The sequence below is a fragment of the Streptomyces albospinus genome, assembly GCF_014648695.1.
GTDB lineage: Bacteria > Actinomycetota > Actinomycetes > Streptomycetales > Streptomycetaceae > Streptomyces > Streptomyces albospinus.
Genome location: NZ_BMRP01000060.1, coordinates 1 through 14530, shown reverse-complemented (window position 1 = coordinate 14530; position 14530 = coordinate 1). Strand labels below are relative to the sequence as shown.

The following is a 14530-nucleotide window of genomic DNA, read 5'->3' as shown; positions in this document are numbered from 1 at the left end:
ATGCGCGGACTGACCGCCTACGACCACTAAAGTTCGCCCTGCAAGAGACCGCGGTGACGGTGACGGTACCGGCCATGCGGACCGACACACCGTTCTGGGACTCGCTCGTGTTCGACGGCATCGACGACGTGGACGTCGATGCGGTGACCGCCGCCTTCGGCACGGTCGATGTCACATCCAGAGGCCGGGCAGCCAGTGCAACATGTCCGGACTACGACCGCTCCTCAAACCGAGTGCAGGGCTCCTACCAGCGCAGAGTCAACTCGACCCGGTCCTGAAGGACCAGGCTTGGAGACAGAGCCCAACTGGCTGCTGAGTGGTCTCCTCCGTCCTGACACCCTTACGGAGTGGCGGGGACGCGTGACTCACGCCCCGCGGTCCACACGGCCTCGCCCTTACGGGCGACGACGCGGAAGGCGTTCCGTTCTGCGTGGGCGGCGACCCCGCAACTCCGGCAGGTGAAAACGGCCTGGCTCACCCGGTTCCTCGTGTCGACGTGGTCGCACTCGACGCTCTGCCGCGAGGTGTACGTGGGGTCGACGAACACGAGCGGGACGCCGGTCCTGCGGGCCTTGTTGACGATGAAGTCCGTGAGCTGGGCGAAGGCCCAGGAGTGGAGCGCGACCCGTTGGGGCCTACGGAGCCGCACCCGTTCGCGGATACCCCTGAGCTCTTCGAGCGAGAGGCCGCGTCCGGTGCGTTCAGCCTCGGTCACGATCGTCTTGGCGATGACGTGGTTGGTGTTCGTGGCGTGCCGCGCTTCCTTGCGGGAGCGCCGCTTGAGCCGCCGCTTGGCGGACTTGGTGCCCTTGCGTTGGAGTTTGAACGGTGCCTGAGGCAGCTGCGAGAGGAGCAAAGCAGCGTTGCCATCGCCTGCTCCGACGATAAGTTTTGCGGGTGCCGGCGTCCGGATGATGAAGTGGCACGGTGACCAACCACGATGAGGCGACGGCTGTCCGACCGTTGACCCTGGCTTGGGTGAGCCGCCACCTGGAGGTCGGCGAACGGATCGTCAAAACCGCGGCGCTGCACGGCGGCATCACTGCCGAAACGCGGCGGCTGACCATCGGCACGCGGGACGGAGGTACCCGCGACCTGGTGCTGCGGACCTTCATCGACCCGTTCTACGTGGAGCACGCCGAGGACTGGCTGAACAGGGAAGCCGACGCCCTGACCCTGCTCACGGGGACCGGCGTGCCGGCCCCTGGACTGGTCGCGGTTGATCCGACCGCCGCGCACTGCGAGTATCCGTCGCTCCTGATGACACATCTGGCGGGACGGGCAGTCTTCGACGATGAGGGATTGGAGGCGCGCGTCCCTCTGCTGGCCCGTCAACTCGTGGCGATCCACGCGTTGCGACCCGCCGAGCGGCCCCGGGAGTATGTGACGTTGACGACCGCCGACACCGTCGTGACTCCGAAGGGCGCCGACGCGGCGGCATGGGCCGCGGCGATCGACGTGCTCCGCAAACCCGCGCCGCCCTATGAAGGGCGATTCCTGCACCGGGACTTCCAACCCGGCAACGTGCTGTTCGACGTGCTGCCCCCAAGGCCGGCAGGTGCCCGGATCACGGGGGTCGTCGACTGGGCAGCGACCTCCTGGGGCCCGGCGGATCTCGATGTGGCGCACTGCTCGACCAATCTCGCGCTGCTGCACGGCCCGGCGTGGGGTCTGCGGTTCCCTGAGGCGTATGAGGAGGCCGGCGGGGTGCTGGCCGCGGCGGCGAACGAGCGGCTGTACTGGCGCGTGCGGGACGGGCTGGCGTGCTCAGAAGAAGTGCAGCAGGTGACGCAGCCATGGCGTGACGCAGGGAGGACAGAGCTGACGACGCGAACCGTGGAGGAACGGCTGAATGCCTATGTCACCGCCCTGATGGACGCGCTGGGCTGAACCAAAACAGCCCGGGACGCGGGCTCGGCGGCGAGCGCCAGGCCCGGCTGCCACATCCGGCGGCGGAGCCGGTCGCACACCCGCACCGGCACTCCCCCGAGTACGGGCTGGCTCCCTGCCGACAACCTTGCGACGCCTCCGAATCAAACGGCAATATCACTCGCCGTAACAGCTCCCCAAGATCTGTGGCAGGGCCCCTTTCTCGTGCAACGGTGCGCAACGCGACTGGCCGGGAGCTCCCTCTCCTGTCGCCCCTTCGACCTCCTGCGGAGCGGAACCGGCCGCGGCGCGCGTCCTCCTTGGCGTTCGCCAAGGCAATCCGGCCAAGATCCGCTGTCGGCTCGGGTGCTGGCCAGCTCGTGGCGTCATCGTCCCGAAACATCCGCCCCTCCCTCTCTACCAGTTGGACGACACGATGCCTCAACCAGCAGGTCCGACGGCAAGCACTTCGTGTGCCCGCGGGCAAGCAGCCCCACCGTCCGGCGACTACCGGAAACGCCGTTGCGCCGAGACGACCCTGGATGTACGAGCCCCGGACCACAGTTTCCCGCCGCAGAGCGGTGCGCCGATCGCGCACACCGAGGCCTGACGAGGAGGGTTGTCAGGTCCGCCGGTATGGGAGGGGTGACAGGGCTCGTAGAAATTGGCTCTGCCCGCGGTTCCGCTTGCGGTTGGTGATCTGGTGGGCGTCGCGGTGATCAAGAAGCGTGGGTCCGCCGTGGAGCCCGAGGAGCTGCGCAGGAAGCTGAAGCTGGGCGGGCCGCACTCCTGCACGGTCTTCCTGACCCGGGTCGCGGGGGCGCCCACGATGCTGCTGGGGCACCCCGCGGCGGACGCCACCTGATACAGGCCGTTCAGGCCAGGTCCGTCAGGTCCTCGGCGTAGACCTGGGAGAGCGGCTGCGGGCCCACGTACTGCTGGCAGGTGCACTGGCCGGCCTCGTACTGGACCGGCCTGTGGTCCGCGTCCCAAGCGACAGGCACCTGCACCAACTCGTGGCACGTGCCCTTCTTGTCATGCTTGGCGAGATGGTGGGTACAGCCGCACACCGGCTCCGGCGGCTTCTGCGCGGCGGCCAGCTCGTGCCGCTCCTGGCGGGAGGTCTCCAGGGCCAGCCGCCCCTCGCTCCGGGCCTCGATGACGGCCAGCTTGCGCTCGTGACGCGTCTTCAGGCCCTTGCGGACCGATTTGCTCACCGCGGATCCTGCGTAGATGGCCGGCCCGGTGAGCATGAACAAGTACCAGATCCAGTCGTTCACTACGGTCGTCTCCCCCGTCGTCCCCCGGTGCGCGAACAGGGCCTCTCCCCGGCCCCGAGCTCTAGGATAAGGCGTCGCGCCGGGCCCCTACGACTTCAGGTTGTCCCTGCTCAGCTCGTGAAAGTGGCCGTGGTCGTGCCTATATCCGTGCGGGTCCGGACATGGGTTTCGGTGACCGGCAGCGAGGAGTCCGCAGAGAGGTCCCAGGCGGACGCCAGGCGGTTGCGGGCCCTCATCTCGGCGCTCAGGGCGCGGCACCGGCGGCCGGATACCAGTTGTCCTCCACTAGCCTTGCCAGCAACGCGGGTTGAGCTCGCCACGGCCTGTCCCCCGCTGTGGCGCACCAGCTTGATCAACGTGGTCGGGCGCGGCACCGGGGACGCCGGCGGGATCCTGCAAAACCGTCGCCGGCCCAACGAGTCTGCGACCTGCCGGCACGGCGTTTCGTACCCAAGCTGATAGCCGTGCTTGAGATACGGCAGCCGCAGCAGCGTTCTCCTCCACCCGCATGCGCCGGTCGCTCGCCATGCCGGTGGAGCCGACGAGACGGTCGTTGCGCCTAGGTGCCAGGCAGGCCAGAACAAGGAGCGCGACACAGCCGGGGGCTGCCGCGCTGATGCAGCGAACCCCCTGCCGTTGTCCCAGCGCGGCTGAGACCGTTGCCCAGCGGCGGAGAATGCCGCTGCCACAGAACACGCCGAAGGCGAAGCCGGTACCCGGCTTGAGACCAGCCATCCAACGCCACAGGGAATCTCCCCGGCGACTGAGGCGGCTGCACCGCGGATGATGATCCAGGTGCTCGCTCCACGAACAGCCTCGGCGCAATCACAGCCGGAACCACGCTCCACCGCCATCGCCGAAGTCCTCAGCCAGCACTGCCGGTCCACCACCTCCCCCACCGTGGCGCGCCATCGCCGCCGTGGTGCAGCCAACGGATGCCGGTGTGCGCAATGACCCTGACGAACAGCCTGGAGGCCCTCCTCCAGTCCGCCCTCGCAGCCCAATCACAGCCGAGCGAAGTCCCGCACCCGCCAGCCACTGCGCCCCGCGGCTGGGAGACCCGAGTCCGCTACGAGCCGAGCCGCGATGGTCGTCACCGCCCCGGCAGCCGAGCGCCCCCCAGCGAAGCCAACTGGCGCGTCCGTGTCGGAGAACTCGGACTCGCCGTCCCCCAAGCTGGGTCGCCTGAGGTGGGGTTGGGACAGGCGGCGGGACATGAGAGTGATGAACGCCCACGGGATGTGCGCTTCGGTGCGGGAGCTTGCGTGCGGGCCGAGGCGAGTGTGAGGCAGCTCACGCCTGGGGGCTGCATAGCGGGACGTGGGTCAGTGTCTTTGTAGGGGTGTAGGCGAGTGTCGAGAGGCGAGGGACGGCGTTGATGGGGCAGTTGCGGGCCGATGCGTTCGACCGGTTCGTCGCAGCTCGTTGGTCGGCGCTACTTCACCTGGCGCATCTGCTCACCGGTGGAGATCGGCATCGGGCCGAGGATCTGCTGCAGGAGGCGCTGGTCAAGCTGTGGTTTGCGTGGCCGAGGGTGGCCGAGCAGGCGCCGGAGGCGTATGTGCGCCGGGTGTTGGCACGTGCGGCGGCTCGTTCGGCGCGTCGTCGTTGGTGGGGCGAGCGTCCGGTGGAGCAGTTGCCGGAGCTTCCCGAGGCTGGTGATGTGGCCGCTGCCGTGGAGGAACGAACTCGGTTGGAGGCCGCGCTGGCATTGCTGCCGGTGCGGCAGCGCGCCGCTGTGGTGCTGCGCTATTACCAGGACTTGTCCGAGGTGCAGGTCGCCGAGGCGCTGGGGTGTCCGGTGGGCACCGTCCGGTCCCTTACGTCACGGGGCGTGACGCGGTTGCGTCAGCTCCTGGGTGACGCCATCGAGCCGGTGAAGTGAAGGAGACATCATGGAAGACTTCGAACACGAACTCGCGCGGATGATGCGCGACACCCAGGCAAACTCCCCCTTTGAGGACCAGCACCGGCAGCGGCTGCAAGCTGGGGTCCGTGCCCGTCGGCGTGCTCGGAGGGTCTGGATGGCTACCGGCTCGGCGCTGACGATCGCCGGGCTCGGCGTCGGGCTGGAGGTCCTGCCGAGCGCCTCCGCTCAAGGCGGGCCCAGCGTTCCTCAGCACCAACCCACCTTCACGACCGCGCCGGTCCCCATCCCGACCCGCAGTTGCACGACCGTGCCGATCCCGATTCCGACCCACACCTCAACGACCGTGCCGGTCCCGATCCCCACCCGCACCTGCACCACCACGCCAGCCCCGACCCCGACCCACACCTCAACGGCCAAGTAGCGCTGGCCAAGGTTCAGGCTATGGCGGTTGAGGAGCGGACGGTGATGGCAGGAACACCGAGACCAGGGCGCGGGGATCTTGGCGCGGCGGGCATCGACCCGCTGCCGGAACAGCCTGACGCCACACTGACGGCGCCACGCCCGGTATGGAGGAGATGGAGCAGGAGTGCCGTTAGTACGCTTCGAACGTCGTCGCTTACCTGCGCGGCTCCGTTCGGCAGCGGGATCGGCACCGGGTCGAGGAGCGCCTCGCCCAATGCGAGGGCTGCGCCACACTGCTGATGGAGCTTCGAGTCGACGACCGCCCGCCCGCAGATCGGCAGATCCGCGAGCCGGCGCCGGTGATACCCGCGTACCCGCCGCGTCAGATGCCCACGCCGCGACCACGCCGCCGGACCGCAGCGGGCCAGGCCGCTACCCGAACCAACTTGCCGTCGACATCCCCATGTTGGGCACCTGCTGAGGCAACTATCTGACGGAAGACGATCTCCAGAATCTCCACATCAGCAACAACGACTTGCCACGGTGTCTGTTGGCCCCACTGCAATCGCGCAGAGCCGTCCAATTCATAGGCAACCAGCCACCGAGACGGTCGCCGCCGGCGAAGGCGCCACCAAGAGATCGCCACGCGATGCCACTACCAAAGACGTGCCCAGCGCCACGCGCTCTATGACTTCACGTCAGCCCTGGCCGCACTCGGAAACCTTCTCCTGGCCAGCGACGATAGCTGCTGCCTGCAACCGGAATATTGAGGCGCATCCAGGTTGGCACAGAGGTCTTGGGAAATCAGCCGCGAAGAAAACCGTACTCGACCCAACTATTACCCATACGCCTTGCGTGACCGACCACTTCAGGCAACGAACGACCGCACTCCAGCGAGCCGTCATCAACGGGTGCTCCGACCATCGAGGTGGCACCGACTCGGCAGGCAAGGACAGGCGGGAATCAGTGCACATACCTATCAACTTGCGAGATTAAGGACGATTTGAGAAAGTGCCTAACGTATTCGTCAGAGTGTTCAAAGCATCCAGCCTTCGCAAAAAGATACTCTTCACGCTGGGGATCTTGCTTCTCTATCGATTGGGGCAGAACGTTCCGGCCTCTGGTGTGGATTACCGGAACGTTACGCAGTGCATCAAGGCGGGTGTCGGCAACGGCGGCCTCTTCGGCCTGATCAACACGTTCAGCGGTGGTGCGCTACAGCAGCTCACCATCTTCGCCCTGGGAATCACGCCGTACATCACGGCGAGCATCATCCTTCAACTGCTGACGGTGGTCATTCCGCGCCTGGAGGCGCTGAAGAAAGAGGGCCAGGCGGGCACCGCGAAGATCACGCAGTACACCCGGTACCTGACGCTGGGCCTGGCAGTGCTCCAGGGCGCCGCCCTGGTGGCCAAAGCCCAAAGCGGTGGGCTCTTCCCCACCTGCCAGGTCCGCACCCAGATCGTCCCGGACACCTCGACCTTCCAGACCACCGTCATGGTCATCACCATGACCGCCGGCACCGCCGTAGTGATGTGGCTCGGAGAGCTCATCACCGACCGCGGCATCGGCAACGGCATGTCAATCCTGATGTTCACCTCCCTCGCCGCCAGCTTCCCGACCAACCTGTGGGGGATCAAGAAGTCGGGAAAAATCCTGGGCGGCTGGGGCGAGTTCGCCATCGTGATCGCGGTCGGCCTCTGCATGGTCTGCCTTGTGGTCTTCGTCGAGCAGGCGCAGCGCCGGATCCCGGTCCAGTACGCAAAACGCATGATCGGCCGCCGTTCCTACGGCGGCACTTCGACCTACATCCCGCTGAAGGTGAACCAAGCGGGTGTAACTCCCGTCATCTTCGCCTCATCACTGCTCTACATCCCCAGTTTGATCGATCTCGGCAGTAACTCAGCATCAGGATGGGCCCGGTGGATCGACACCAATCTCGCCAGGGGCGACCAACCGATCTATCTGACACTTTACTTCCTGCTGATCGTTTTCTTCGCGTTCTTCTACGTCACCATCTCCTTCACCCCCAAAGAAGTTGCCGACAACATGACGACGCATGGCGGGTTCATCCCCGGTATCCGGGCTGGCCGACCCACGGCTAACTACCTAGGTTACGTGCTCAACCGCATCACCTGGCCGGGAGCGCTCTACCTGGGGCTGATCGCCCTTGTGCCCACAGCGGCATTGGTGCTGTTCAACGGAAGAAATTTCCCGTTCGGCGGCACCAGCATCCTCATCATCGTGAGCGTCGGATTGGAGACCGTGAAGCAGATCGAGAGTCAGCTCCAGCAGCGCAACTACGAAGGATTCCTGCGCTGACGCGCGGGGGCACGGGGACAAGGGGCGATCGCGGGTCAGCCGACGATGCCTGACTGCCGCCCAACCCGATTACCGTCGAGTCCCTTGCCTTCGGCAGGATGGGTGCCATGACTGAGATCCGCACCCCCCGCCTCCTGCTCCGTCGCTGGCATGACGACGACCTCGTGCCCATGGCCGACATCAACGCCGACCCTCGGGTCATGCGCTGGATCGACGACGGCTCGGTGCGCGACCTGGACCACACTGCAGAGGCCATCGAGCGGTGGGAGGAGGAGTGGGATGAGGAGGGCTTCGGGCTCTTCGCCGTCGAGCTGCTGGCCTCGGGGGAACTGGCCGGCTTCACGGGGCTGTACGTGCCTGAGTTCCTGCCGGAGGTGGGGCCCGCCGTGGCGATCAGCTGGCGGCTCGGCTCACAGTTCTGGGGCCAGGGATACGCGTCCGAAGCCGCCCAAGCCACGCTGGAGTTCGCGCTCCAGGACCGTGGCCTTGACCGCGTCATCAGCATCAGTCGGGCGGGGGACGCTGCCTCCGAGAACGTCATCCGCAAGCTCGGCATGGTGCTGGAGCGCGAGACGGTCCACCCGGTGTACGGCTTTCCGCTGCGTGTTCACACCATCGACCTCACCGAGTACCAGGCGTGAACCAGCCGAGCCCTCGGATCATCACGAGACAGCCGACTGCTGCCCATACGTCCTCGACCGCGTTGGCCGCCACGGGGTGGACGCCCGGACGAAAGACACTGCTCTCTCACCGTGACCTGCGCCTTCGCGGAACTGCGGCCAGAGCCGTTTTCGCGGATCCTCATCACCGCCGCATCGGTCGCGGGAAGTTCGCATCTGAAGTCCAGCCAGGGATGCTCCTGGGCGCCCCCCGAGGAAGCCTTCAGCGGCATCGGGCCTGCCACGGAACCTCACTCCTCCTGGCCGTGCTCTGATCCTCCCCTCCCCGAGCTACCGCCGCGGCGAGAGGTGGCTGCACTGCCAGCTCTTACCATCGCGCCATGGCTCAGAAAGTTGTCACCATCTACACGGATGACCTCACGGATGAAGAATCCTCGGAGGCCACCACCCACACCTTCAGCCTTGACGGTGTGCAGTACGAGATCGACCTGGCCCCTGACAGCTACGACCAACTGCTTGAGGCGATGGCCCCCTTCACCGAGGCGGGGCGGAAAACCGGTAGGCCCCGCAAGTCCCACAAGGCCACTGACGTCAGCCGTGACGACAGCGCCGCCATCCGCGCATGGGCCAAGGAAGCCGGCCATGAGGTCAGCGACCGCGGCAGGGTTCCGGCCGAGGTGCGCGAAGCGTATGCCAAAGCCCACTGACCTCCTCATACACCGGGAAGTCCCTCACGGTTCGGTGAGGGACTTCCCGACCTCGACCACGCAGCCCCAGACCGCCTCCTTCAAGCATCCGACAGCAGTGCCGCTCCCGGCCTTGTGCAGACAGCCTCGCCGTAGCCGAGCAGGGGCAGGGTGTTGGTGTCGCCGGCGACCTCCGAGCATTCGTGGTCAACCGCGGGCCGATGCCCAGCCTGAGGAAAGTAGAGGGGCCCGCGCGACGCATGGAACTGTGCAAGGAGATCGTCGGAGCCCGTACCACACCAGGCCCCGGCCTGGGCCAGGTCCTGGCTGCGCTGGCCCTGTTCCTTACCTGGGGACGCGGGACGCGGGGCTCGACCGGGGCCCCGCCGGTCCCCGTACGGTCCGAGCGCAGAGGAGGGAGCCAGCGGCAGTCGCGGAGCCGAGGCCGGGTCAGGCCGCCGGCGGCTGGCTGGAGGGGCGGCCTGGTCGGCGAGCTGGTTCCAGCTGCTGACGGCGCCACCCCGCCGCTCGTTTGCGGTGCATCCACCACGTGGCAGCCGCCCAGGCGCTCAACGAGTGCATCGCCGCCCGTGCGTGAACGTGGATACACACCGCCGACGCCGGACGGGCGACGGCGGTGTGCGATCAGTCTCTAGTCGGCGCGTCCCGTCGCCGCCACCGTCACACCCAGGCCGATCATCGCGACGCCGCCCGCCCCGCCGACCATCGAGAGGCGGCGGTCCGAGCGCGCGAACCAGGAACGGGCCGCTGAGGCACCCAGACCCCACAAGGTGTCCGTGATCAGGCCGATGGCGACCGGAACCAGGCCCAACACCATCATCTGGAGCGGGATATGGCCCGCGGAGCGGTCCACGAACTGCGGCAGAACCGCCGCGAAGAAGACGATGCCCTTGGGGTTGGTGGCTCCTACGAAGACGCCATCCAAGATCGTGCGCAGATCGCCGCGCCGCTCACCCGCCGGTGCTTCCATGTCCGCCGCGCGCATCTCCTTGCGGTGCCGGAACGCCTGCACGCCGAGGTAGACGAGATACGCCGCTCCCGCCAGCTTCACGCCCATGAACACCGCCGCCGAAGCCGCCACCAGCGCGCCCAGGCCCCACGCCACAGCGATCACGAGGGCGTAGGAACCGATCAGATTGCCGAGGACGGTTGCGAGCGCTGTGCGGCGGCCATGCGCGAGAGCTCTGCCAATCACGAAGAGCACGCTCGGACCTGGAATCACGATCACCAGTAGCGACATCGCTGCGAACGCGAGGATACTCTCCGCAGACACCATGTGCCCGTCACCTCCTGAATTGCCGACCGGGGGACATACAAACAGATGGCGGACTACCGGCTCCAGGCTCGTCCACATCCCGGTACCGCCGGGCACCGACGGACGCGAACCTCGCGGCCCAGGCCGCCTACCCCGTTGAGTCAGAGTCTCGACAGGCTGCACAAGACGGGCGTCCCGCTCGGCTTGCACGAGCTGCACCAGCCGAAGAAAAGAGGCGGAGCAGACCGCTTCCGCTGAAAAGGCGCTGGGACTGGCAGCGGAGCTCGCCGCCACACGTCGCTCGACCGGCCTGCGGTTGGTCAGCTCTGTGCGGCCCGGAAGGCGCCTGGGGTCTGGCTGGTCGCGCGGGTGAAGAACTTGCTGAAGTTGGTGGGTTCGGTGAAGCCGAGCCGGTGGCTGATGGCGGCGACAGGCAGGTCGGTGTGGGCCAGCATGCGCTTGGCCTCCAGGGTGACGCGGGCGTCGACGAGCTGTTTGGCGGTGTGTCCGGTGGCGCGTTGGCAGACGCGATTGAGGGTCTTGAGGGAGTAGCCGAGCCGGGTGGCGTAGTCGTGGGCCTGGCGCAGGACTGCGAAGGAGCGCTCCAGTTCGTGCTGGAAGAGGCGGTACGGCTCCTGCGTGGCATGGGACTGTGCGCTGCCGTCGGGCGTGGGGAGGCGGGCGATGCGTAGCAGGATCCCGGCCAACAGCTGGCGCAGGAGTTCCTTGGTGATCTCCGGGTCCTGGGCCGGGAGGTCGGCGTATTCGGTGGCGAGGTCGGCCAGCGCGTGGCGGAAGAGGTCGTGGTCGCCGGTGCCGAGCTGCCAGAAGGGCGGGCCGAACGGGTCGTCGGAAACCGGGATGCTCGCGGGGAGTCGGGGCGGGAAGTCCGGGGTGAATAGGACGATCGTGGCGTCCAGGTCCGCGGGAGCGCCGTCGGGTGCTGTGGGCAGGCGCTGGACCTGCCCGGGACGGACGTGCAGCAGCAGCAAGGAAAACGTACTCAGGGCAGCTGGTGAGTTGTTCGGGGACAAGGACCCGAGCGCGGTGGACCGCTGGGTGGCCGCTGACTACCGTTAGCACAGCAGCCTGGTCGCAGACGGTCCGGAGGCGCTGCGGCAGCTGGTGGCGGGTCTGCCGGACGGCTTTCGCCACGAGGGAGCGCGGGTGATCGCCGACGGGGACCTACGAAACCCCCGACGGCCGCGTGGGTGAACTCCACACCGGCACCCTCAAAGAGATCTGACGGAGCTGTTGAGGAGCAGCCGTCTTGACGAGCACCACCACCCATGCCGAAGGCGCTGTCGCCGGAAGGTGCTGCGCGGGGCCCTCCGCCCGCGCCGCCGTGCCAGCGGCAAGATGCCGCTTCCGTGTGGCAGGGCTCCCAGGAGCCCTGCCACACGGGCCGCGCCGTTCTGGGCGCGCAGCCCGCAGGAGCGGCAGAAGTTGCAAGACCAGCCCGGTGCATGCAGCAGCAGTCCATGCGAGACGCCAAGACCGCAGGCGGGCACAGGAGGCCGAGTTCACCTGTCTGTGCTGCGGTGAGTGCTGGGCTCGGGACAGTGTTGCAAGAAGGTCTGCTCCTGCTGCCGCCGAGCGCCGCTGCCGAGGTTCAGGTACAGGTCCGGAGCCTGGATGAGGTGCTACTCAGGCGAACGCATCAAGAGCCCATGGCAGACCCGGAGTTGACATGGTGGCATCGCGGGTGCTGACCGTGTTCAGAAGCTGCTTCCGAACCCCGATGGCCCAGGTGTCCCGCCTCTTGAACTCTTGCCGACGCGCGAGTCCTCGACCCGGGCAGGCGCAGACTCTGGCGGGACTGGTGGGCAGCCCGGTCGCACGTGACGTCGTGCAGCAGGCGGTGCCGAAGCAGGTAGAGGCGGCGGCCCGTCGGGAGCGGCCGGGGCACAGACGCCCGCGCCCAGCGGTTGCCGGCGGAGTACCTCTTCGACCACACCAGGGCTGAACGGATCCAGGCATGGGCGGGCTGCGCCAACCTCGCCGGGCAGCGCGCGTGGGAGAAGGCGGACTTCGTCAGGGAGGGTGTGCTGCGCACAACGGTGTGGCGCGGCGGCGAACCGATGTGAGTGCGGGGCGGTCGTCGACCTGATGGGACTGGGCGCCCGAGCTGATGACCGTCAGGTATCTCCGTCCGCCGGGTGGCTGCCAGCCCGGTGCCCGCGCGAGAACGTAGGACTTGTGAGGCCGATCAAGTCCGCGATCAGATGGCCAGGGCTGCCGTTGTGGTGGTGCCGAGGTAGCCGTAGCCCCGCCGGGTTCCCTCTTACGACGCGCCTGCCTGGGAGTCAGGCTGCCGGTGACGACGCGCCGGGCGGGGGCGTCGGCGGCGGCAAGGCGATCGGTCTTGCCGCGGTCGACGGCGCGTTCCGGGAAAGCGGCGATCCGCTCGCGGGCGGGACCAGGACCGTTTGGGGAGTGGTTGGCAGAGGGTCGGGGGCGTTGCCGATTCCCGTGTCTCCAGCGGTTCATCAGGCATTCGCCATGACATGTCCGGACTGCGGCGCCCGCCACCAAGGAATCTACACACAAGGATCACGAGGGTGCCACATGGTCTACGCGTCGAGACCGAGGTGTGCCGCTAGCGTTGCTCGCCGCCCGGTCCCGCGTGCGCATTTTGGTCAGGCCGTCGGCGCCCCTGGCGGCGCAGTCAACACAGAAAGATCCCAGATGGACTACTGCTCGTCGTGCAGTCGGATTCTCAACGGGGCACTGGTGTGCCCCGGGTGCGGCGCTTACGCCCCGGACATAGCCCCACCTGCCCACGGTCGACACGCAGCGGTGGCCGCCCCCGCGGCGTGGGACGCATGGCATGCAGCCGGCTCCGCGGCTCCTGGACGCGACCAGGAAGCGGAGCCTCACGACTTCGATACCGCGCCCACTGCCGACGCCACGGCCTCAATCGGGCAGGGACGAGCGGCCCGGCGCCGTCAGCTCGCACGGTGGAAGAAGCATCGGCGCCGGGCTGCCGCCGCGACCGCCGTTGCCCTGGTCGGCGGCGGCCTGACCGTCTCTCTGCTACAGAACAAGCCCTCTGCCAGCCACACCCAGGCGGCTACGACGCCGGAGCCGGAGCGCGGGTCCGTCCCCGGAACCACCACACTCGCCTCCGCACCGGGGGCGGATCCGGGCGCCCAGGCCGCACAGCACCACGGCACCCGCCCGCCTGCGACTGCCGGCCGCGATCAGAACACCGCTGCAACGCCTCCCTCTGCCACGACGTTCCGGCATCCGGGTTCCGTCGCCATGGCCCACCCGACCGCGGCGCCCCGCACGATGTCGCACACCGCGCCCGCGTCAGCTGGGCGACCGCACGTCGACCATGCCGCCGCAGCACCCACCGCACCCGCGGCCACCACGCCCTCCGGCACGGGCAGCACCTCTCCGACGCACCCCGCACCGACCGCTTCTACACCGCCGACGGCCCAGCCGACGGCCCCCACGAACGTGTGCCTGCTGGGAATCGTCTGCGTCGGCTCCTGACCGACACCCGGGAACCAGGAACGGGGACCGGGGCACGCCTCCGCGACTGAAACGGCGCGTCCTCGCCGCAGACGTCGGCGAGGCCGGCATGAAGGACGACGGGCGGTATCTGCCGCTGTGAGCAGGGATGCGTGGTGGTGGTCGCCCCGACGTGGCGTTCGAGGAGCCAGCGCAGTCGCGGGCCAGGAGCTGCTCGTGCACGTGCACGAGCACTGCGAACGGCTCATGGGACAGGGGCTGTTCGGCCTGTCGGGTGATGCCGTCCAGGCGGGCGGCGCGCTGGTACCAGGCGGTGTCCCCGCGCCACAGTGCGTGCGCGTCGCTACGGGCCGGGGGGAGATGCAGCGCGACATGGCCGCGCTGCATCTCCCGGCGCCATCGCCGCGGCCAATGAGTCGACGCTGCGCCGACCGACAACCTCGTTGGATCGAAGGTTGGACTCTGGGCCGGCTCCATGGGTGGACTCATCGTGGGATTCATGGTGGTTCCGAAGCTCGGACCGAGGACGGGACGTCATCGAGGACGCAGTGCCCCATCACCGCAGGCCAGACGCTGCGGGCCTGCCTTCTGCCCGTGCCGACATCTCTTCCTGCGCGATAAGCGGAGGAAGAGTCCTGTCACGTGGCGTGGCGCGAGGCGAACTGCTCGGCACTAGTAGATCGTCGCGGCTAATGCTTGGGGTAGAGGTGGCGCAGTTTGATGCG

General features: G+C 67.9%; 12 protein-coding genes and 4 pseudogenes. 10 read left to right on the top strand and 6 right to left on the bottom strand.

The features are described 5' to 3' along the window. The first annotated feature begins 74 nt into the window (after nt 1-74). Nucleotides 75-278, top strand: coding sequence for a hypothetical protein (locus IEZ17_RS37450; protein ID WP_229853012.1), 204 nt, complete (start codon nt 75-77; stop codon nt 276-278). A gap of 62 nt (nt 279-340) precedes the next feature. Here the strand turns inward: IEZ17_RS37450 and IEZ17_RS37445 are convergent. Beyond that, nucleotides 341-823: pseudogene (locus tag IEZ17_RS37445) on the bottom strand (IS200/IS605 family accessory protein TnpB-related protein); the annotation flags it as partial. Between the two features lie 155 nt (nt 824-978). Here IEZ17_RS37445 and IEZ17_RS37440 point away from each other — a divergent pair. Both IEZ17_RS37440 and IEZ17_RS37435 read left to right on the top strand, forming a co-directional pair. Then, complete coding sequence (locus IEZ17_RS37440; protein ID WP_229853011.1) at nt 979-1890, top strand: phosphotransferase family protein; 912 nt, start codon at nt 979-981, stop codon at nt 1888-1890. Nucleotides 1891-2572: 682 nt separating this feature from the next. Beyond that, nucleotides 2573-2734: pseudogene (locus tag IEZ17_RS37435) on the top strand (THUMP-like domain-containing protein); the annotation flags it as partial. A gap of 10 nt (nt 2735-2744) precedes the next feature. Here the strand turns inward: IEZ17_RS37435 and IEZ17_RS37430 are convergent. The 3 genes and pseudogenes from IEZ17_RS37430 to IEZ17_RS37425 form a co-directional block, all read right to left on the bottom strand. After that, nucleotides 2745-3122: a hypothetical protein gene (locus IEZ17_RS37430; RefSeq protein ID WP_189308117.1), complete on the bottom strand. Its 378-nt coding sequence runs from the start codon at nt 3120-3122 to the stop codon at nt 2745-2747. 114 nt (nt 3123-3236) lie between these two features. Beyond that, a pseudogene (locus IEZ17_RS43405) lies at nt 3237-3418 on the bottom strand (tRNA (adenosine(37)-N6)-threonylcarbamoyltransferase complex transferase subunit TsaD); the annotation flags it as partial. Continuing rightward, nucleotides 3395-3643: pseudogene (locus tag IEZ17_RS37425) on the bottom strand (ISNCY family transposase); the annotation flags it as partial. The pseudogenes IEZ17_RS37425 and IEZ17_RS43405, both read right to left, overlap by 24 nt. Before the next feature lie 884 nt (nt 3644-4527). Here IEZ17_RS37425 and IEZ17_RS37420 point away from each other — a divergent pair. The 5 genes from IEZ17_RS37420 to IEZ17_RS37400 all read left to right on the top strand — a co-directional run bounded on the left by IEZ17_RS37420 (nt 4528) and on the right by IEZ17_RS37400 (nt 9070). Next, on the top strand, nt 4528-5034 hold the full coding sequence (locus tag IEZ17_RS37420; protein ID WP_189308097.1) for a SigE family RNA polymerase sigma factor: 507 nt from the start codon (nt 4528-4530) through the stop codon (nt 5032-5034). A gap of 10 nt (nt 5035-5044) precedes the next feature. Beyond that, the gene (locus IEZ17_RS37415; RefSeq protein WP_189308096.1) at nt 5045-5440 is read left to right on the top strand and encodes a cellulase; all 396 of its coding nucleotides are present in this window, start codon (nt 5045-5047) and stop codon (nt 5438-5440) included. A gap of 992 nt (nt 5441-6432) precedes the next feature. Further along, nucleotides 6433-7743 (top strand): preprotein translocase subunit SecY, encoded by a 1311-nt coding sequence (gene secY / locus IEZ17_RS37410; protein ID WP_189308095.1) that lies wholly within the window; start codon nt 6433-6435, stop codon nt 7741-7743. 107 nt (nt 7744-7850) lie between these two features. Further along, complete coding sequence (locus IEZ17_RS37405; protein WP_189308094.1) at nt 7851-8384, top strand: GNAT family N-acetyltransferase; 534 nt, start codon at nt 7851-7853, stop codon at nt 8382-8384. A gap of 359 nt (nt 8385-8743) precedes the next feature. Then, the gene (locus IEZ17_RS37400) at nt 8744-9070 is read left to right on the top strand and encodes a histone-like nucleoid-structuring protein Lsr2 (protein WP_189308093.1); all 327 of its coding nucleotides are present in this window, start codon (nt 8744-8746) and stop codon (nt 9068-9070) included. A gap of 631 nt (nt 9071-9701) precedes the next feature. On the opposite strand, the gene IEZ17_RS37395 is transcribed toward IEZ17_RS37400, so the two are convergent. After that, complete coding sequence (locus IEZ17_RS37395; protein ID WP_189308092.1) at nt 9702-10346, bottom strand: LysE family translocator; 645 nt, start codon at nt 10344-10346, stop codon at nt 9702-9704. 299 nt (nt 10347-10645) lie between these two features. Beyond that, nucleotides 10646-11317, bottom strand: a complete 672-nt coding sequence (locus IEZ17_RS37390; RefSeq protein ID WP_229853010.1) for an AraC family transcriptional regulator — start codon at nt 11315-11317, stop codon at nt 10646-10648. 936 nt (nt 11318-12253) lie between these two features. Here IEZ17_RS37390 and IEZ17_RS37385 point away from each other — a divergent pair. Then, complete coding sequence (locus IEZ17_RS37385; RefSeq protein ID WP_229853018.1) at nt 12254-12412, top strand: GNAT family N-acetyltransferase; 159 nt, start codon at nt 12254-12256, stop codon at nt 12410-12412. A gap of 22 nt (nt 12413-12434) precedes the next feature. Further along, on the top strand, nt 12435-13826 hold the full coding sequence (locus tag IEZ17_RS45615; protein ID WP_444544833.1) for an SCO2400 family protein: 1392 nt from the start codon (nt 12435-12437) through the stop codon (nt 13824-13826). Nucleotides 13827-14530 lie beyond the last annotated feature (704 nt).